The sequence below is a fragment of the Paenibacillus vandeheii genome (genome assembly GCF_030433635.1).
Taxonomy (GTDB): Bacteria; Bacillota; Bacilli; order Paenibacillales; family Paenibacillaceae; genus Paenibacillus; species Paenibacillus vandeheii.
Map to the genome: position 1 here is coordinate 374,718 of NZ_JAROCD010000007.1, position 19,309 is coordinate 394,026.

At 43.6% G+C, this 19,309-nt stretch carries 17 protein-coding genes and 1 pseudogene; 16 read left to right on the plus strand and 2 right to left on the minus strand.

Annotated elements, in window-relative coordinates; genetic code table 11:
• Positions 1-10: 10 nt before the first annotated feature.
• The 6 genes and pseudogenes from P5G61_RS16385 to P5G61_RS16410 all read left to right on the plus strand — a co-directional run bounded on the left by P5G61_RS16385 (position 11) and on the right by P5G61_RS16410 (position 4,353).
• Positions 11-706, plus strand: coding sequence for a response regulator transcription factor (locus P5G61_RS16385; RefSeq protein ID WP_024633012.1), 696 nt, complete (start codon positions 11-13; stop codon positions 704-706).
• Positions 699-1,787 (plus strand): HAMP domain-containing sensor histidine kinase, encoded by a 1,089-nt coding sequence (locus P5G61_RS16390; RefSeq protein WP_079348883.1) that lies wholly within the window; start codon positions 699-701, stop codon positions 1,785-1,787. The genes P5G61_RS16385 and P5G61_RS16390 overlap by 8 nt, the downstream gene beginning before the upstream one ends.
• Positions 1,788-2,219: 432 nt before the next feature.
• Positions 2,220-2,547: pseudogene (locus P5G61_RS32065) on the plus strand (M15 family metallopeptidase); the annotation flags it as partial.
• 233 nt (positions 2,548-2,780) lie between these two features.
• Positions 2,781-3,332: a VanZ family protein gene (locus P5G61_RS16400; protein ID WP_301247500.1), complete on the plus strand. Its 552-nt coding sequence runs from the start codon at positions 2,781-2,783 to the stop codon at positions 3,330-3,332.
• Positions 3,333-3,602: 270 nt separating this feature from the next.
• Positions 3,603-4,007: a hypothetical protein gene (locus P5G61_RS16405; protein WP_301247501.1), complete on the plus strand. Its 405-nt coding sequence runs from the start codon at positions 3,603-3,605 to the stop codon at positions 4,005-4,007.
• A gap of 31 nt (positions 4,008-4,038) precedes the next feature.
• Positions 4,039-4,353, plus strand: a complete 315-nt coding sequence (locus P5G61_RS16410; protein WP_094939450.1) for a hypothetical protein — start codon at positions 4,039-4,041, stop codon at positions 4,351-4,353.
• Between the two features lie 105 nt (positions 4,354-4,458).
• Here the strand turns inward: P5G61_RS16410 and acnA are convergent, their stop codons facing one another.
• The gene (gene acnA / locus P5G61_RS16415; protein WP_301247502.1) at positions 4,459-7,173 is read right to left on the minus strand and encodes an aconitate hydratase AcnA; all 2,715 of its coding nucleotides are present in this window, start codon (positions 7,171-7,173) and stop codon (positions 4,459-4,461) included.
• Between the two features lie 360 nt (positions 7,174-7,533).
• Between acnA and P5G61_RS16420 the strand changes: the two genes are divergently transcribed.
• The 7 genes from P5G61_RS16420 to P5G61_RS16450 all read left to right on the plus strand — a co-directional run bounded on the left by P5G61_RS16420 (position 7,534) and on the right by P5G61_RS16450 (position 14,252).
• On the plus strand, positions 7,534-8,553 hold the full coding sequence (locus P5G61_RS16420; RefSeq protein WP_301247503.1) for an amidase domain-containing protein: 1,020 nt from the start codon (positions 7,534-7,536) through the stop codon (positions 8,551-8,553).
• 133 nt (positions 8,554-8,686) lie between these two features.
• On the plus strand, positions 8,687-9,787 hold the full coding sequence (locus P5G61_RS16425; RefSeq protein ID WP_301247504.1) for a D-alanine--D-alanine ligase: 1,101 nt from the start codon (positions 8,687-8,689) through the stop codon (positions 9,785-9,787).
• A gap of 31 nt (positions 9,788-9,818) precedes the next feature.
• A complete protein-coding gene (locus tag P5G61_RS16430; protein WP_053779624.1) occupies positions 9,819-10,142 on the plus strand; it encodes a hypothetical protein in 324 nt (107 codons plus the stop codon).
• Between the two features lie 156 nt (positions 10,143-10,298).
• Positions 10,299-11,300 (plus strand): UV DNA damage repair endonuclease UvsE, encoded by a 1,002-nt coding sequence (gene uvsE / locus P5G61_RS16435; protein WP_301247505.1) that lies wholly within the window; start codon positions 10,299-10,301, stop codon positions 11,298-11,300.
• Positions 11,301-11,407: 107 nt separating this feature from the next.
• Positions 11,408-12,271 (plus strand): inositol monophosphatase family protein, encoded by an 864-nt coding sequence (locus tag P5G61_RS16440; protein ID WP_435874192.1) that lies wholly within the window; start codon positions 11,408-11,410, stop codon positions 12,269-12,271.
• An 82-nt stretch (positions 12,272-12,353) separates the two neighbouring features.
• Positions 12,354-12,632 (plus strand): hypothetical protein, encoded by a 279-nt coding sequence (locus P5G61_RS16445; protein WP_024633022.1) that lies wholly within the window; start codon positions 12,354-12,356, stop codon positions 12,630-12,632.
• A gap of 303 nt (positions 12,633-12,935) precedes the next feature.
• On the plus strand, positions 12,936-14,252 hold the full coding sequence (locus P5G61_RS16450; protein ID WP_301247507.1) for an SGNH/GDSL hydrolase family protein: 1,317 nt from the start codon (positions 12,936-12,938) through the stop codon (positions 14,250-14,252).
• Between the two features lie 149 nt (positions 14,253-14,401).
• Here P5G61_RS16450 and P5G61_RS16455 read toward each other — a convergent pair whose 3' ends face one another.
• Positions 14,402-14,953: a winged helix-turn-helix domain-containing protein gene (locus P5G61_RS16455; RefSeq protein WP_079348893.1), complete on the minus strand. Its 552-nt coding sequence runs from the start codon at positions 14,951-14,953 to the stop codon at positions 14,402-14,404.
• 219 nt (positions 14,954-15,172) lie between these two features.
• Here P5G61_RS16455 and P5G61_RS16460 point away from each other — a divergent pair, with 219 nt between their 5' ends.
• From P5G61_RS16460 to P5G61_RS16470, 3 genes are all read left to right on the plus strand, one after another.
• Positions 15,173-16,426 (plus strand): MFS transporter, encoded by a 1,254-nt coding sequence (locus tag P5G61_RS16460; RefSeq protein ID WP_301247552.1) that lies wholly within the window; start codon positions 15,173-15,175, stop codon positions 16,424-16,426.
• A 216-nt stretch (positions 16,427-16,642) separates the two neighbouring features.
• A complete protein-coding gene (locus P5G61_RS16465) occupies positions 16,643-18,001 on the plus strand; it encodes a radical SAM/SPASM domain-containing protein (protein WP_079345179.1) in 1,359 nt (452 codons plus the stop codon).
• Positions 17,994-18,563, plus strand: coding sequence for a flavoprotein (locus P5G61_RS16470; protein ID WP_179132625.1), 570 nt, complete (start codon positions 17,994-17,996; stop codon positions 18,561-18,563). Before P5G61_RS16465 ends, P5G61_RS16470 begins: the two co-directional genes overlap by 8 nt.
• The last annotated feature ends 746 nt before the right edge of the window (positions 18,564-19,309 follow it).

Sequence of the window (19,309 nt, forward strand, 5' to 3'; positions counted from 1 at the left end):
GGAATAAGCAATGAAACGTATTACGATTTTGATCGCAGATGATGAAGTTGAGATCGCTGATCTGGTTGCATTGCACTTGCAAAAAGAAGGATATCACATCATCAAGGCATTCGATGGGAAAGCGGCGGTTCAAGCCGTTCAGACACAAACAATCGATTTGGCTATTTTGGATATTATGATGCCTGGTATGGATGGATATGAGGTAACCCGCAAAATTCGAGAGCAGTATCACCTGCCTATTATTTTTCTAAGCGCCAAAACCTCGGATATGGATAAAATCACTGGGCTCGTGATGGGCGCAGACGATTACATGACCAAGCCATTTAACCCGATGGAACTGGTCGCCCGGGTCAATTCCCAGCTGCGTCGTTCACTTCAATTCAGCCAGTCTGTACCGATCCAGCGTTCCATTCTGGAGAAAGGCGGCCTCATTATCTCGCCAGATCAGCATAGCGTCACCCTTTATGGCAAGCCCATCGAATTAACACCGAAGGAGTTTGACATCCTGTATCTGCTCGCAAATCATCCCAAACAGGTGTTCAGTGCAGAGAGCATCTTTGAACAAGTGTGGGGAGAGGCTTATTATGAGAGCGGCAATACCGTGATGGTTCATATTCGGACCCTGCGCAAGAAGCTGGGGGAAGATGTAGACAAGAACAAGTTTATCAAAACGATCTGGGGTGTGGGGTACACATTCAATGAATAAACGCAGAAGTTTTCGAACAACCATGATTCTGTTGCTTGGTCTAAGCATGCTGGCATCTGGCGCGATTACCTTTGGGGTATATAAACTGATGCAATACTATTACACCGGAGTGCGTGCGGAAGATCAGTTAGCTGAATATCGTCACTTTATGAAAAGCATAGGGGATATTTACTTTTTCCTTATCCTGTTCATACCCCTTGCTATACTGTTTTTCTTCTGGTTTACGAAGCCTTATGTTACCTATTTCAAAGATATCTCTACTGGTATCCGGCAACTCGCGAGTGGAGATTTCCAGCACCGTGTTCAGATTTCGACGAAGGACGAGCTGGGCGCGATTGCAGAGGATATCAATCTGGCAAATCTGAAGCTGAAGGAAGCGGTAGAGCGGGGAGATTTTGCGGAGAGCAGCAGGGACCAGCTGGTAGTAAACCTGGCGCATGATTTGCGTACACCCCTAACGTCAGTATTGGGTTATCTGGATCTGTTGATGAAGGATGATCAGCTGACGGAAGAGCAGGTCAGACACTTTACAGCGATTGCTTTTACCAAATCCCAGCGTCTTGAGAAACTGATTGATGATTTGTTTGAGATTACACGAATGAACTATGGCATGTTGCCAATTGAGAAAAAGAGACTTGATCTTAGTGAGCTGCTGAGACAGATGAACGAAGAGCTGTACCCCGTTTTTGAAAAGAACCATCTGGTCACCCGACTGCATATCGATTCCGAATTAACCATCTCCGGCGATGGTGAGGTGCTTGCACGCGTGTTTGAGAACCTGTTAATCAATGCGGCGCGTCACGGTACCGATGGCCTTTATGTGGATATTCATGGGCATCGTGATGCAGGACAGGTTATCATTCAAATCATGAACTATGGGGGACATATTCATCCAGATGATCTGCCTCATATTTTCGATATGTATTATACCGGGGATCGAGCGCGGACACCTCAGGAAGGTGGAACAGGTCTGGGACTTTTTATCGCCAAAAATATTGTGGAGCAGCATGATGGGACCATTTCGGCCCAGAGTGATGTCGTACGGACCGTATTTGAAGTTCGGTTACCTGCATTAGAATGAAGTTACATGCCAAATTTAAGAAAAACTTTAGAATTGCCCTGCTTTTTTTTAACTAGTTTTCTCTATCCTTGATAATACGAGGTAAAGGAGGAACAAGGGATGAAGAAGTGGGGATTTTTGATATGTATCATTGTACTGGGATATATTTTTTCCAAGTCACCTGCATTGTTTGAGCAGAAGGAAGAAGCGAATCTGCAAATTCAGAATACGGCTGAAAATCGGGCGGGATATACCAAAACCATTAACGTGGATATGAAGAATCAAGTACATAAAGGGAATTTACTGCTCGTCAATTCGGAGTATCCTGTTCATGCGGAGGGTATTAGAACGGACATTGTGAATTTGGCTGAACAACAAGATCTGGTTCGTGGATACGGCTTGCTGGATCAGAGTATCATGTTGTCAAAGTACGTAGCGCAAGCGTTCCAGAAGATGATTGAAGCTGCAGCGAAAGATGACGTGCGTTACTTCCTCATCAGCAGTGGTTATCGAGACTTTACGAAACAGGAGCAGCTTTACGAGGAAAAGGGTTCGGACTATGCGCTTCCTGCGGGTCACAGTGAACATAATCTGGGCTTGTCCATGGATATCGGCTCTACCCTGGCTGCCATGAGTGAAGCGCCAGAAGGAGCTTGGTTGGAGAAGAATGCATGGAAATACGGATTCATTTTACGTTACCCGAAGGATAAAGTGCACATCACTGGCATTCAATATGAACCTTGGCATTTTAGGTATGTGGGACTGCCGCACAGTGCCATCATGTATCATAATCACCTGGTGCTGGAGCAGTATTTGGATCTGCTGCAACAGAAAAAGAGCATTTCCGCTGAAGTCGGGGACAAGCACTATCATGTGCGTTATTACGATGCATCCAAAGAGAAGAGCATTAACGTACCTGAACACGGTCAATATGAGATATCGGGAGACAACATGAACGGAGTTGTCGTGACGGTGGAGGAATAAACAACAACAAGATATACACGGAGGTTCATTATGAAACCTAAAGAGTTCAATATGAAGATCGTTTGGGTGGCGGCATTCATCATCTATCTGTATCTGTTGACCAAGCTGATCCTGTTCAAGGGACATACGATGGATTGGAACGTCGTTAGAGTTCAACTTATGACGTTCGCGCAACAGCCGGATCTGATTCATACGCGTACCGTTAACCTGACGCCATTTCAGGAAATTTCAAGAGACTGGCATAGCCTGTCGTTACATCGTCCCGGAACCGCAATTCATCTGCTCGGTAATATCATGGCCTTTATCCCGCTGGGTATCTTCATTCCAGTGCTGATGGGTAACAAGCTATTGTCAGGGGCAAAGGTACTTGTACTTTCCTTGCTCTTAAGTTTTGCTTTTGAAGTGACACAGCTATTGACGGGCATGGGCATATTCGACGTGGATGATCTTATGCTGAATACCTTTGGTGGGGTGATTGGTTATGTCCTGTATACGATGCTTATCGGTCTGAAACGCATAATCGTAGGTGGAGCGGCTGGCACCGCGAGAGAAGAGTATAATTCCAATCAGAGTCGCGTGTAAGGAGGGGGCGTACACGCAATCCCCGGGATCAAGCTTCACATTACATTGGACATTAAAAGGAAGTGTAAAGGCATTACACAGCCTTTTTCATATTAATAAGAGCAGCTCCCCAACACGTACTAAGTACGTGTTGGGGAGCTTTTACGTCAGTGCCAGATAGGGTGAAGTAAGTGGGAGCAAATAATGGTACAGTTTGCGATTGGAATTGCTAATAAGGTAGAGTAGAGAGGATAACCCTATTTACCTAGATCCTTACAAGGAGGACATATATTGTATTCATTGGCTAAACAACTCGCAGGAAGAATGAAAGCGATCATGGAAATTGAAAGTGATATTGCTGAAGCTGAAAGAGAAAGTGAACACCAAGGTGAAAAGCTTGTACGTGATTTAGAACAGAAAAGGTCAGATTTGATAAAAACCTTTTCACGTGATGAGTTGCTGGTCATCAAAACGGTAATGAAAGTTGGAAGATCGGAGAGAGGGTATCGATATCATTTTAATTCAAATGAAATTGAAATCATTAACTTACCGATTGAGTTGAACAATCATGAGTTGATGCGAAAATATTCCTACTATCTGGTACATAAGACCAAACAGGAGCTTGCCCATGGCATCGAATATTATACGGCTGTGTCAGAACAACTAAAAGAAGGTATGGAAATCCTGAAACTTTAGTCTGCCAATTAGGATCTAGGAGGTCTGCAAGATGATAATGAAAATTTCTTACTATACGCCAGATGGTTTCTATTATTATGTTCCCGATCAATATGCAGAGCAAATAGATAAGTGGAGAAGGGAGTTTTCAGATTTTTTGCAGAGTATAGAAGGGAAACATCCGTTCACAGAATATACAGAGTCCATTAATTATGAGGGCAAGTTGGAATACGCTGTTTTTGTCCGTAGTTACGGAGGGGATGATTTTATGGACTGGATCAACGTCGAGAAATTGAACTGCAGAGGTGTGTATCGCATTCCCGAGCCACCTGATGATTCGGAAGTTGGATTGAAGATTGATTTTTAAGCATATATCGATTATAACAAAATCAAAAAGCTCCCCGTCACCGTGCAGAGCGCACGTGACGGGGAGCTTTTCTGTATAACTTAATTGCATTAAATATAAAGGCAATTAAGATTTTTTCATCATTTGACGCAATACGGTTTGCAGGATACCGCCGTTATGGTAGTAGTCCACGTCCACCATGCTGTCCAGACGAGCGATGACAGGGAAGTCGAACTTGGTGCCGTCCTCACGGGTTACGGTAACTGTCAGCTCTTGACCTGGTTTCACATCATTGCTCAGACCTGTGATGTCATACGTTTCACGACCGTTCAGACCGAGGCTGGACCAGCCATGACCTTCCTGGAATTGCAATGGCATTACGCCCATGCCCACCAGGTTACTGCGGTGAATACGCTCGAAGCTTTCTGCGATAACGGCTTTGACGCCGAGCAGGAATGTTCCTTTTGCCGCCCAGTCACGCGAGCTTCCTGTACCATATTCTTTACCAGCGATAACGATCAGGTTCTGTCCTTCATCCTGATACTTCATGGAAGCATCGTAGATGGACATTTCTTCGTCCGTTGGCAGGTATTTCGTAATACCACCCTCAGTACCTGGAGCCACTTGGTTACGAATACGAATGTTGGCAAACGTACCACGCATCATGACTTCATGGTTACCACGACGGGAGCCGTAGGAGTTGAAGTCTTTGCGTTCTACGCCATGTTCTTTCAGGTACAGTCCAGCCGGACTGGATGGTGCGATATTACCCGCTGGCGAGATGTGATCCGTTGTTACGGAATCAGCAAGCAATGCCATGACACGTGCGGAACGAATATCTGCGATATCAGTTAACTTGTCGCCAAGCTCCTGGAAGAATGGTGGATTCTGAATGTACGTGGAGTTAGGATCCCACTCATACAATTCGCCTTCCGGTACAGGGATCGTATTCCAGCGTTCGTTAGCTGTAAATACGTTCTCGTATTTGTTGCGGAACATCTGTGCGTTCAGCGAGCTAGCGATGGTATCCTTGATTTCCTCGGAGCTAGGCCAGAGGTCTTTCAGGAATACAGGTTCGTTGTTGGTATCATAGCCGATTGGATCGGTTGCAAAATCAATATTAACGGTACCCGCAAGAGCATACGCCACAACGAGCGGCGGTGAAGCCAAGTAGTTGGCTTTGACCTGTGCGTGCACACGACCTTCAAAGTTACGGTTACCGGACAATACAGCCGCTACCGTCATGTCGTTCTCAGCGATTGCTTCACTTACTTCGTCTGGCAGTGGGCCAGAGTTACCGATGCAAGTTGCGCAACCGTAGCCGGCTACGTTGAATCCGAGTTTGTCGAGGTATTCAATGAGACCTGCTTTTTGGAGATACTCGGTAACAACGAGGGAACCTGGAGTCAAGCTGGTTTTCACGTAGCCAGGCGTGGTCAGACCACGTTCAACGGCTTTTTTCGCAAGCAGACCCGCTCCGACCATAACGCTAGGGTTAGATGTGTTAGTGCAGCTTGTGATTGCCGCGATAACGACAGCACCAGCAGACAGTTCACTAGCGGAACCGTCAGGGTGTTTCACAGGCACTTTCTCAGCGATTTTCTCGTCGCTCAGTCCATAACCGCCTTTGTCGATCGGCGTGCGGATAATGCTATTGAAGCCTTCTTTCATTTGAGTCAGCTCGATGCGATCCTGTGGACGTTTAGGTCCCGCGAGACTTGGTACAACAGATGCCAGGTCAAGTTCAATCACATCTGTAAACTCAGGGTCAACCGTATCAGCAGTACGGAACATGTTCTGAGCTTTGTAATAAGCTTCAACCAGATCCACCTGTTCGTCGGTACGGCCGGTATTACGCATATAGTTCAGTGTTTCACTATCTACAGGGAAGAAACCGATTGTTGCACCGTATTCTGGTGCCATGTTGGCAACAGTCGCACGGTCAGCCAAGCTGATATTGGAAAGACCTGGTCCGTAGAACTCAACAAATTTGCCGACAACGCCTTTTTTACGCAGCATTTGGGTAACTGTGAGTGCCAGATCCGTTGCGGTTGAACCTTCGCTCAGGCTGCCTGTTAATTTGAAACCGATAACGTCCGGTGTTACAAAATAAAGCGGTTGGCCCAGCATGCCTGCTTCAGCCTCGATCCCGCCAACACCCCAACCAACAACGCCGAGTCCGTTGATCATGGTGGTGTGGGAGTCCGTTCCTACGAGGGAATCCGGGAATACAACGGTTTCGCCGTCAATGGTTTTGGTTGCAGCCACGGAAGCCAGGTACTCCAGGTTAACCTGGTGAACGATCCCTGTGGATGGTGGAACTGCACGGAAGTTGTTGAATGCCGTTTGCGCCCAGCGCAAGAAACGGTAACGCTCTTCATTACGCTCGAACTCAACCTTGATGTTGTAGTCGAGTGCATCATTCGTTCCGAACGCATCAACCATAACGGAGTGGTCGATAACGAGATCGACGGGAACGAGTGGGTTGATTTGTTTGGGATCGCCGCCTGCTTTTTTCACGGTATCACGCATTGCTGCAAGGTCAACGACAACCGGTACACCGGTGAAATCTTGCAGAACGATACGTGCAGGGATAAATGGAATTTCTTTGTTATTGTCACGGCCTTCTGCCCAGCCGGTCAGTTGTTTAACATGTTCTTCGGTAATTGCACGTCCGTCAAATTGACGAATAGCTGCTTCGAGCAGCACTTTAATGGAGAAAGGAAGCTTGGAAAGGTCGCCGTAGCCGCCTTCCTGAAGAGCATCTAAACTGTAGTAGCGATAAGACTTGCCTCCGACCTCAAGACTGCGGGCCGCGGAGAAATGATTCTTGGCTGACATACATGTACCTCCTTAAAATGTGTCGGTGAGATGAAGAAAACGTCCATATAGGTGAAGAACAGGCCTTCATCGTTCCGTGTCCTTGTTCACTGGTTTCATTAGGTGAAACGTAATTTCATAATCGTAACTTTAGTTTTAAGTATACCGTTTTCAACGCCGTACGTAAAGGGCTTTTTGCCTGTCCAGCCAAGCGAATTAGACATTGAATGCGTTCTCAAGTAAAGGGAATGGACGTGATCTCTTCCGTACGCATTATCCCCGTTATTAAGGCTTCAAAACAGAACCAGACACATACAACCGAAATTCTCTCATATAAATAAAAAAGAGTTTTCATGCAATGGAGCATTCCGGACATAACTCATGCCAAAGGGGGACACAGGCTTGGAACGCGAATGGAAGAGTGCCTTATATACCTACGTGAACCAGTATAATCGCTGTGAGATCGACTACCGTCCACAGACAAGCGAACGGATTGTAACCGATCCGGAATTTGTGCTGGAACGGGGAGAGCGGATGGCCAGACTGGACCAATGGTATCGCAAGCGGCGGGCCGTGCCTCTTCGCAGTGAGACCAGCGCCAAGCTTGTGCGGACACTGATGGATGGGGCAGATGAATCGGTGGTGGACGTGCAATTGTACAGCAGGCTGTTCTATGAGAAGAACGGTTTGACCCATCGGGAAGACCGGATTGAGCGGGAACGCCTGACCTTTCTTAGGCAAGGTGGAGCTTGGACCATTGCACGTGTGGAACGTGAGGTGCCGGAGCGTCGTCCGGTAGGCGAGGGTCGTCCTTTTCAACAAGCTGATTTTGTACAGGCGATGAACCGGCCGCTGCTTAACCGGGAAGTACTGGGACAGGGTAGGAAATCAAAGCAGCAGCTGTATCGCAGGGATCTTGCTGTGGCCTACGCGGATCGGTGGTGGAATGCGGGTAATCCGGCCTTTGAGGAATTCGATGTGGACTGCACCAACTATGTGTCCCAATGTCTCTTTGCAGGGGGAGCACCCATCCACTATACTGGTAAAAGAGAAGCAGGATGGTGGTACAAAGGCTATGTGAATGGCGCCGAAATGTGGAGCTACAGTTGGGCGGTCTCCAATAGCCTGGAGCGCTATTTATCCGGCAGCAGCTGGGGGTTGTCAGCAACCGAAGTGGAGCGTCCCGAGCAGCTGATGCTTGGAGATGTCATTCTCTACGACTGGGATGGGGATGGCAGGTTTCAACACAGTACCGTTGTGACCGCTTTTGATGCGGGGGGAATGCCGCTTGTGAATGCACATACAGTCAGCAGCCGCCACCGTTTCTGGGATTACCGGGATTCTTACGCTTGGAACGAGCGGACGGTGTATCGGCTTTTTCATATTGCAGATGAATTTTGATGGTCAAAGATTTTACGGGATTCGGTGACGTGGACATCCGGTTCCGTGTAAAATAAGTCTAGATAACAGAATAAAAGTGGTGCTGAACATGCAGGCATGACAGCATCATTGCACAGATAATCGGAGGTTACACATGAGTATGGATAAATTAACAGTAGGCGTCGTTTACGGCGGAAAGTCAGGCGAGCATGAGGTGTCGCTGCAAACGGCGTTTGCTGTAACGAACGCATTTGATTATGAGAAGTATGAATTGGTTCCTTTTTATATCTCCAAGCAGGGTACGTGGAAAAAAGGATCTGTCATGCATGCGCCATTCGCGCAGATTGAAGATTTGAAGCTGGAGCAGGCGGCGGGCGGAACCCAGGAAGCGCTGAACGCGCTGTTTGGCCGTTTATATGGCGGAGAAGAGGCGATGGACGTCATGTTCCCGCTGCTGCACGGTACGTTTGGTGAGGATGGTACGATTCAAGGAATGTTCGAGATGGCAGATATGCCTTATGTTGGTGCAGGCGTACTTGCTTCGGCAGGTGGCATGGACAAAGTGGTCATGAAGAAACTGTTCGCACAGGCTGGAATCGACCAATGTGCCTTTACGTATTTTAACGCTACGCAGTGGAAGCAGACCGAACATGAAATGATCCTGCAGGTGGAGGATCAGTTAGGCTATCCGTGTTTCATTAAGCCGGCCAATCTCGGTTCCAGCGTGGGGATCTCGAAAGCGCGTAACCGGGGTGAACTGAAGACAGCAGTGGAGTTTGCTCTTCGTTATGATACGAAGGTTGTCATTGAGGAGTTTGTAGAGGCGCGTGAAGTCGAGGTTAGTGTGCTTGGCAATGATGAACCGATGGCTTCCGTACCAGGAGAAATTGTATCCTCTGGTGAATATTATGACTATGCAGCTAAATACATCGATGGTCAGTCTCAGATGCTGATCCCTGCTCCGCTTGACCCGGAAGCAGCAGATCGCATCCGCGAGGCCGCATTGCAGGCATTCCGTGCGATTGAAGGCAATGGGATCTCCCGGGCCGACTTCTTCATTCGCAAATCCGATGGGGTATTGCTTATTAATGAAGTAAACACCATGCCTGGTTTCACCCCCTACAGCATGTATCCGCTCTTGTGGCGTGAGACGGGCGTATCGTATGCAGAACTTCTGGATCGCATGATTGACCTGGCTTTGGAACGCTACAACCGCAAGCAGGCGCTGAACTACGAGAACGGCGTACAGGTGTAGCCTGAGGACGACAATATAAGGAGGGGTATGAATGGGATTTCAGACCGAATTCAATTCCGTGTGCAAATTCAAGAATGAACAAGAGCTGTTCGAATTGCTTGAATACGGCCGTGGCAAAATGGTCAAACAAGGCTTTCGTGTATTTCCTACCGGACAAAAAGTCATTGCTTACACACCGGATAACGTGGCGGTAGCCATCGTAAAAATCGTAGTCTCCATTGCAGAGATTAACTTCCAGGGGCAGGAAGTGACCGAAGTGGAGATGCAATTGATCCGTAAACTGAACGAGGAAGAATCACGCATTCAGACCGCTCTTGCGGACGAGATGTTCTTTGGTGAACAGGCACAGGGGTAGTTTGTTACACGTGGACCGGAATGAATGGACGGATTTGTCGAAATTACGATTATGGTCACTCTTTTAGGGTAAAACTTGGTTATATACAGTGAAGGGAAGTCTGCCGGCTTCATATGCCGGGGAAGGAATTCCGCCCTAATAGAGAGGAAGAAATTCATGCTCGTACGTTTTGGCTATGTGGCGATGTCCGTGCTTGTGGAGAATGCTTCACCTTCCCGGACGATGACCATGTCCAGCTTTAAGAAAATTGATGATAGAGAAGCGGCAATTCGCAAGCTGGAACGGATTGCAGCCGAGAATTTGCATAATACATTACGTTTGCTCAGACACAATAAAGGCAGCCATATTCATGTATATCGCTTCTCCTCCAAATTAATTCCGCTGGCTACTCATGAGGATCTGAGTGATTGGGACCCGTTTCCCGCGCTTAAGCAGGATTTTGCTGTGATTGGCGATTTTGTGAAGGCGAACGAGATGCGTGTATCTTTCCACCCGGATCATTTTACAGTACTCAGCACGCCTCGGGAGGAAGTGCTGCGCAACTCCATGCGCGACCTTCGTCATCATGTACGTATGCTGGATGCCATGGGGCTGAATGCCACTGCCAAGAACAATATACATATTGGTGGTGCATACGGGGACAAGCCTAGTGCAGCGCTGCGTTTTGAGGAGAATTTTCTAAAGCTGGATCGGGATATTCAGGAGCGGATGACGCTCGAAAATGATGACAAGACCTTCAATGCACCCGAGACACTTGCAGTATGTCAGCGTATGGGGCTGCCCATGGTGCTGGATATTCATCATCAATGGGTGAACAATGAAGGCGAACAGCCGTGGGATCTCTGGCCTGATATATTGAAGACATGGGAATCTCCGCTTGCCCAAGCGGATTCATCGGCAGACAAGCCGTTGCCGCCCAAAATTCACGTGTCCAGTCCCAAGAGTGAGAAGGACCTGCGAGGTCATGCTGATGGTGTTGAAGTGGAGCCTTTGCTCACTTTCTTGCGCCATATCGCAGCAGATACGCCCGCCCTTGATGTGATGATTGAGGCGAAGCACAAGGATGAAGCATTGGTTCAACTGATGCAGAAACTAGCATTCTATCACGAAGAGGGTGTGGAGTGGGTGGACGAGTCGACGGTTATCATTCATCCGTAGCGCCAAAAGGGGCCTGGGCAGCGAGAAACTTTACGAGCCTCGGGGCGTATACTTTTAACAAGTATTTTAATTTTTCGTAGATTGATATAGAAAGTAGAGTGAACGCTTTGAATGAGAAGGAAAAAACACCTTATGTCGTGACAAGCAAAAGCTATACTGCCGTCGCCATTAATGCAGCCTCCAAAGCTGGAGAGTGGATCAAGAGCCGTCTCGGAACTGTGGGGGAGCCCGGAACCAAGTATTCCCCGCAGGATCTCGTTACTGAAGTGGATAAAGGCGCGGAACAGATGATCCGCCGCCTGATTCTGACGCATTTTCCCCATCATGCCATTCTGGGTGAAGAAGGCGTGGAACCAGGACCGGAAGCTTCGGCAAAAGCACTGAAAGAAGCTGAGGAAGAAGAGTTTCTCTGGATTGTGGACCCGGTGGACGGAACGACGAACTTTGTACATGGTTTTCCGTTCTACTCCGTATCCATCGCTTTGGCCCATAACGGTGAGGTAATTGTGGGAGTAATCTACGATCCTTCCCGGGATGAGATGTTTGTTGCGGAAAAAGGAAAAGGCGCTTACGTCCACGGAAACCGGATGCTTGTATCTGGTGAACAGGAACTGGCTCAGAGCCTGATCGCGGTTGGCTTCCCGGCGGATACGACTTACGCCTTGCCGATCAACATGGCCGCAGTTCAGGCGCTTGCACCGCAAGTACGCAGTCTGCGGGCAGGCGGTTCCGCCGCCCTGCATTTGGCCTATGTTGCAGCCGGTCGCCTCAGCGCTTATACCGAAGTTGGCCTGAAACCATGGGATATCGCCGCAGGGGCACTGCTGGTGGAGGAATCCGGAGGCAAGGTCACTGACACCATCGGAACGCCTTATCAACTCTCGGTGAGTCATGTAGTGGCCAGCAATGGCAAGATTCATAATGCACTGACGGATGTGCTGAAGGAAGCAAAGGCAACCGGCTTGGAGTGAGTGAAGATTGTTCTGTCCACGAAGTGAAAATGTAATAGTAAGATTAGTGCATTTGTGACTTTAATCTAAGGAGCGAACAACAATGGATGAATCCAAAGAACTGGAACGACGTTTGAGTGATATGCTGACTGAAGGGGACATGGAGGAGTCCGGCGATGCTGATAAGCGTGAACGCCAGCTCATTCCTCCCAAGTACGAGGTGCGCATCCAGACAGAACGGGACCCGATTGTTGAAGAAACGTTGAAGTACCGGGATATGGCACGTGAAGTGGACGATCGCTATGATCGTTATATAGAGCGTTCTGCCGGGAACAAACCGGAAATCGACACGGATGGTTCTGATTCTGGAGACGCGAAGTAAACAGAAATATTGACAGGTTGATATTTTATCTGTGTTAAATGAGGGGCTTCCAATAGTCATGAATATGACGGGAAGCTCCTTTTGAACGTCAGCGTAGGGTCCAGCGACGACGACCGGTGGGTGAACGACTTCGGGGCAGTCTATTTACGTGTATAGTGAGAGCTCCTCCTTTTTCGTACAGACGACAGCACCCCTTTAATAATGTTAGAATAGAGTTACACGAACTTCTGTCATCGGAGTGGAAAGTGTAATATGCAATTATTGTTTACTTAGTATAGATACGAGACAAGGAGTGTTCTAAGAATGAAGCGTAAACGCATATGGAGAAGTACCGCCGCGGGATTAACGGCAAGTATGCTGGCAGGGATGCTGATTTTGGCATCAACCGCCCAGTCCGCTCTTGCTGCGGATAGCAATACGTTACCTGCGGGAACTGCAACAGCATCTTTACCTGTAAACAAGGATGCCCTAGCAGTAACTAAGGAATTCCGCATCGTCACTTTGGGCGATTCTATCACCGTGGGTTACGAGCCGAACCTGAAAGAACTGCCGTATGGTTATGTGGAACGGTTACAGGAACAAGGCCTGCTTCACGGACGTACTCAGGTGGACAACTATGGTATAGCCGGATTGAAGAGCAGTGGTCTGAAAAACTTTGCAGATGCGATTAAAGAAGGGAAAGCGCTCACTTCCGAAGCCATTCAACCGAGTCTTCCTGATCCAAGAGCGGCACAAGTTGGAGCCAATATTGCTGCCATCCAGGAGAGTGTAGCTGGAGCGAATCTCGTTGCTATCACAATCGGAGGAAACGATGTATCCGAGCTGCTCGGCTCGGCAGATAAGCTGAGTGATGCGGAACTGGAAGCAAAAGTGAAAGAATTGCTATCATCCTATACAGCCAATGTTAGCGCAGTTATCAATGATATTCATGAGATTAATCCTAATGCCAAGATCGTAATCGCAGATCAATACCAACCTATGCCAGAAGTAGCTGGTAAGGAGCTTTATGCGAAACTAATGGAAGCTTCCCAAGGGTTTACGAAGACCATTGATGGAATTGCTACTGAATTTTCCGCTAAAGGGATGGATGTAAAAGTGGCTCATGTCGCCAAGGAGTTTATTGGCGGAGAAGGCACGATGACGCACATGATTAAGGACCGCGATTTCCATCCGAATCAGCTCGGATATGAAGCGATTGCCAAAGTATTCGCAGAAACGATCTGGGGCGATTACACCAAGCTGACAGCTCCTGCAAGTGGTGAACCGATGAATATCATCGTAAGTGGTAAAACGCTGGATACACCGTACAAACCAATCATCCGTAATGGCAAAAACTTTGTGGCGATCCAGGATATCGTGAACGCTGTTGGCGCAACCACGGTATGGGATAATAAAACCTCAACTGCAACCATTACATACGGAGACCGGAAGGTTGCCGTGAAGATCGGTGCCGCTGCCGTTCAAGTGAACGGAGCATCCGTGACTGTGGATACACCTGCATTCCTGAACAAAGTGGGCACAGAATCCAAAACGTATGTACCTCTCGCCATGGTAGCCGAGGGTCTTGGCTTTGATGTGCAGTATGTAGCCAAGTTAAAAACTGTATTTGTGAATCCGTAACGTAAACAACAACTTGAAATCAAATTTATAGCCAGATAAAACGAGCCTATAGGATTTTTCTAAGGCTCGTTTTCATGATGAATATAACATATAGTTGTTTTCTGATTGTGAATATCTGATGGTAAGACTCAGGTTCACATAATATTGTTTCAAAATTCTTTTTTATAAGTTAGAAATAAATATTCGAATTGATTATCTTCTATGCCTTCGCAGTTTTCTTCTGATTCGGTGTAAATGTTATTTAATATTTGACGAATTTCCTCATTGACCTTCTTCCATTGTTTTTTAGTGAGAGATAAAGTTGTAACAGTTACTTCAACATCAGAACTCTCTTTAGACGCCCCTCTTTTAAAATCCCTGTTCAAAACCCAGATACCCTTAGTATAAATTTCATTAATTTTTTGGCTTAGAATAATGGCACTTTCTTTAGCTAATGTTCCATCAAAAGTTATATTTACATTTTTTTCAGTATTCGATAAATAGTAGTTTTGAGTTAGATTATTTAAATTCTCACTTCGAGATATCTTAACTAAATCTAATTCCTTCAATTGTTTTACATGATAATACAAACGGGATGCGTCTTCGTTTAAACTTTCAGCAATTTGTTTAATTGTTTTTTCCTCAGAACTAATTGATTCTAAAATCCTTTGCTTGGTTTTATCTAGCAAAGCCTTTGCCAACTTCTCATGATTATATTCCAAAGAAAATCACTCCTATATTCAATTCATTTGAAAGCATTAAATTAATACAATAACAATAACCAGCACTTCAACTAAAGCATACAGTAGAAGTATTTATTGTTCAATTTATTACGTACTATGTTTATGTAATTAACTAAAAATATAAACATTTGACAAAATAAAAAAATGGAAATAAAATTGTTTTAAACGTTAAAATTAATTTAAATGGAGGAGTGACTTATTAAACGAGATTTTTGGTATTTAGTCTCTGGGAGACTTTTTAGCAATATTGGAGATAGTCTATACTCGGTAGCAGCGATGTGGTTAATTTTTGAATTAACAGGCAATAGTGTATTCACAGGTATAGCTGGCTTTTTAACTATGGTTCCATCAGGATTACAGTTTCTGATTGGACCATATATAGACAAAGCTAATCTAAAGAAGGTAATGATTGTTTCTCAACTAACGCAATTTGCATTGATAATCTCTATTCCTATTTTTTACCACTATAACTTTTTAAATGTATACACATTATTATTCATCATGTTTGCTGCCTCTTGTGCCAGTGCTTTTGCCTATCCAGCACAAATGTCCCTTTTGCCTCGAATTGTAAATAAAAATAGTATGACCAGAGCTAATTCTTTAATGGCACTTGCCTATCAAGGGACAGATATTCTATTTATGGCTATATCAGGAGTGTTAATTACAATTACAGCGACTCATGTAGTTCTTTTCTACAACTCGTTTTTGTTTTTGGTGACCTCGATATTATTTACAAAGATCAGATATAAAAACCTGAGAAGTCATGAAAATCCTAATCCAAATGAGAACATATATGAATTAATTAAGAACTATTATTCTGAACTAACTGAAGGATTTAGTTATATTAGGAATTCCCTTATACCACAGATATTGCTTGGATCGATCATTGCAAATTTCCTAATAGGTGCTTTTATCGTGAGTTTACCTAGTTACGCTCAAGATCGAGGTGGTGTAGAATTCTATGGTTATTATTTAGCAGCTTTTTCAGCAGGATCCCTTGTAGGATCTTTGTTAGCATTATTATTAAAGGAAGTAAAAATAGGTAAACTAACTATAATTGGTTTCTTATTTAGTGGTTTAGTTTGGCTGGCTTCTGGATTAATATCCAACCCTTATATATCGGTTATCCTACTTGGTTTAGCATCAATTATTATGGGGATAACAAATGTGATTTTTATGACACTTATTCAAAATTCTGTTGATGAGAACATCTTGGGCAGGGTCATTTCTTTAATAGTTAGTTTAACTGTAGTAGCCACACCGCTTGGTAATCTTGTAGGTGGATTCGTTTCTGAATGGTTAGGAAGTATATATGCTTTTATCGGAGCTGGAATAGGTCTGATATATGTCTCGCTTTACTGGTTATCGAATCCAAATTTAAGAGGAATATCTACTGCAAGCAATTCTTCGCACTTAGTAACAGGGGTAAAATTAGAGGAGAAAGCAAATTAAAAAAAAATTTACCGAAAAAAATATTTACAACGCAAGGTAATATTTGTTATAATCTACTTGTAAGTTGATTTGAAGGAAGGAGTTGAGATAAATGGTTGTGATCGAACAAGCAAACAATGATAAGCCAACAGTAATTAATGCTTTTTGTTAAGGAAACCCAAAAACACACCACCTAAGAAATTAGGGTGGTGTGTTTTACTAATAAGGAGGAGAGCTATGTTTAATAGAGATAGTAATTTTCTTAAAAATAAAGAATTGAAGAAAGGGTTTAAAGCTTCACGATATAATGTAATCTCAGATACTAAGGATGGAGGTCTTAAACTTTATAATAGTTTAACTGGAAAAATTATAAAAATAGATTCGAAACATTACGATAAAGCCAAAAGAATATTACAAAATAAAATAACTGATTTAGATATTGAGTCTGATGAACTTATTAAATATTTATATGAGAATGAATATTTGGTTGATCAATCATTGGATGAATTCAAAAGGGCGACTGCACAAAAATTGAGATCAGTTTCATCAGATAGAACACTGCAGTTAATCATCCTTGTTAATGAGGATTGTAATTTTAGATGTGTATACTGTTATGAAGACTTTAAAAAGAAAGAGATAACGAGCATTACAATACAAGGGATAGAAAACTTTCTATTAAACAATATAAAACACTATGATTATCTTCAAGTTCAATGGTTTGGTGGGGAACCATTAATTTCGCTTGGAGCACTAGAGCTCCTGTCACATAAAATAATAAAAATTTGTGAGGAAAACAACGTTATGTACTCTAGTGGAATGACCACTAATGGATATTTGCTTACGCCTGATGTAATGGATAAATTAAATAAACTTGGTGTTAGAAGCTTTCAGATAACTTTGGATGGTATCGATGAAACGCATGATAAACTCCGAGTGGGCAAAGAGGGGGAAGCTACTTTTGCTACGATATTCTCTAATCTAATAAACTTACGAAATACTTCTCATCAATTTCACATTTTACTTCGAACTAATGTAAGTGATCCAGTTAAGGTGGTCATGGAAAACTACATAGATTTAGTAGACGAATATTTCAAAGATGATCCAAGATTTGACATCCATTTTGTTACAGTAAAAGATCTAAAGGGGTCACAGTCAGGAGACCTCCATTTATGTGATACAAAAGAATTATTTCCGTACTATGAGTACGCTCAAGAAAAAGGTTTTTCATTTGATTTCTATAAGGGACCGCTTAGACCTAATGGATCTGAATGTTATGCTTCCAATCCAAACTCTTTAGTAATTGGTTCAGATGGAATGATTTATAAATGTACGGTTGCCTTTAATAACCAAGATAACCACGTAGGAAATTTAAAAGAGGACGGATTCCTTGAAATTTTTGAGGAAAGATTAATGTTGTGGGTAACTGGTGGTGCCAATGAAGATTCCAACTGCACAAAATGTTATTTCAGGCCTTCTTGTCAAGGGAATGCTTGTCCTTTAGAGAGAATAGAGGCTAATAGAACACCTTGTCCACCAATTAAAAAAAATATTAAAAGATATATAAATTTAATACATGAGGAAGAATTATATGTATAAGAAAAAATTATTGTTTGGAGTTACGGGTTCGATAGGTGCTTCAAATGTCCCCACTTACTTAGCTTATTTGGCACAAGAATATGAAATAAATCTAATAATGACGGAGAATTCTCAGAAATTCTTAGTAAGTAATGCATGTCTCCCATATGTAGAATATGTTTATACAAATATGAATGATCATAGCCGCGTTAAAATTCCTCATGCTAATTTACCAAGAGATGCAGATTTATTTTTGGTATTACCAGCAACAGCAAATTTCTTGTTTAAAATAGCCAATGGAGCTGCAGATGATTTGTTGACATTAGCTATTTTGAATTATGGTGGTCCTGTGTGTGTAGCCCCAAATATGAATCCTCTAATGTGGAACTCACATTCTGTACAACGCAATGTTAAACAACTAAAAGAAGATGGTTTTCATTTCTTAAATGTCTCCGCTCATTCTATAGAAGCTTCTAGTGGGAATATATTATTTTCTGAAGCGTCTTTACCTCAACCTCAAGAGTTAATTGATTCACTAAATAAAGTTTATACCTGTGCAAAAAATAGTGAACTGATCTTATGATATCTGAAAGTTAATCCTCTCTAAAGAAATTTATAAAAAGATAGAAATATTTTTATTGTTCTAGGAACTTTTTTTTGAATGTTGATATGTCAATTTAAACGACCGGAAAAACGGTCGTTTATTATTTTTAGGAAAACTTGTTTTTTTGTGACGACCAACCCGAAATAGAAAAAATACGATTCAAATTATTTAGATCAATATTGCGAATTTCTATAATGGATACCATATTATGGGGTTATAGTTTTTAAAAGAGACAGAAGGATTTTAGAATTAGAAAAAAATGATAATTAGTATTCAAAGATAGGAGTAAAAAACAATTGAGTTCTATCTACAGTTACAGTAGTTTAGAAAACCAAAACTAACTTTTTTTGAAGGGCAAGTCTTCGGATGTTTTTCCCCACCGAACACGAATAAGCAATTGGAAAAATATATTAATTAAACTTTACCATTATCCTTGAACATATAGATTCCGTTTACTTGTAAAGTAGTTTCTACATTGAAAAGCTATCATTTGGATTTTGCTGCCTTCATTGATATAGTTCGTCCAGCGATGGTAATTATATTTCTAGTCAATAGTTTGGATCGTTTTCAAGTAAACAACTATGGAGGAATGCTGGCGCTTTGCTGAACTGCAGATGCCATTGCTGGACAAAGGTGAAACTAAACCGTTTCTTAGCGAAAAAACATATTATCTGAAAAAATATAATGACAGACGTTGAAGAACATTAACGCTAGAACATAAGATT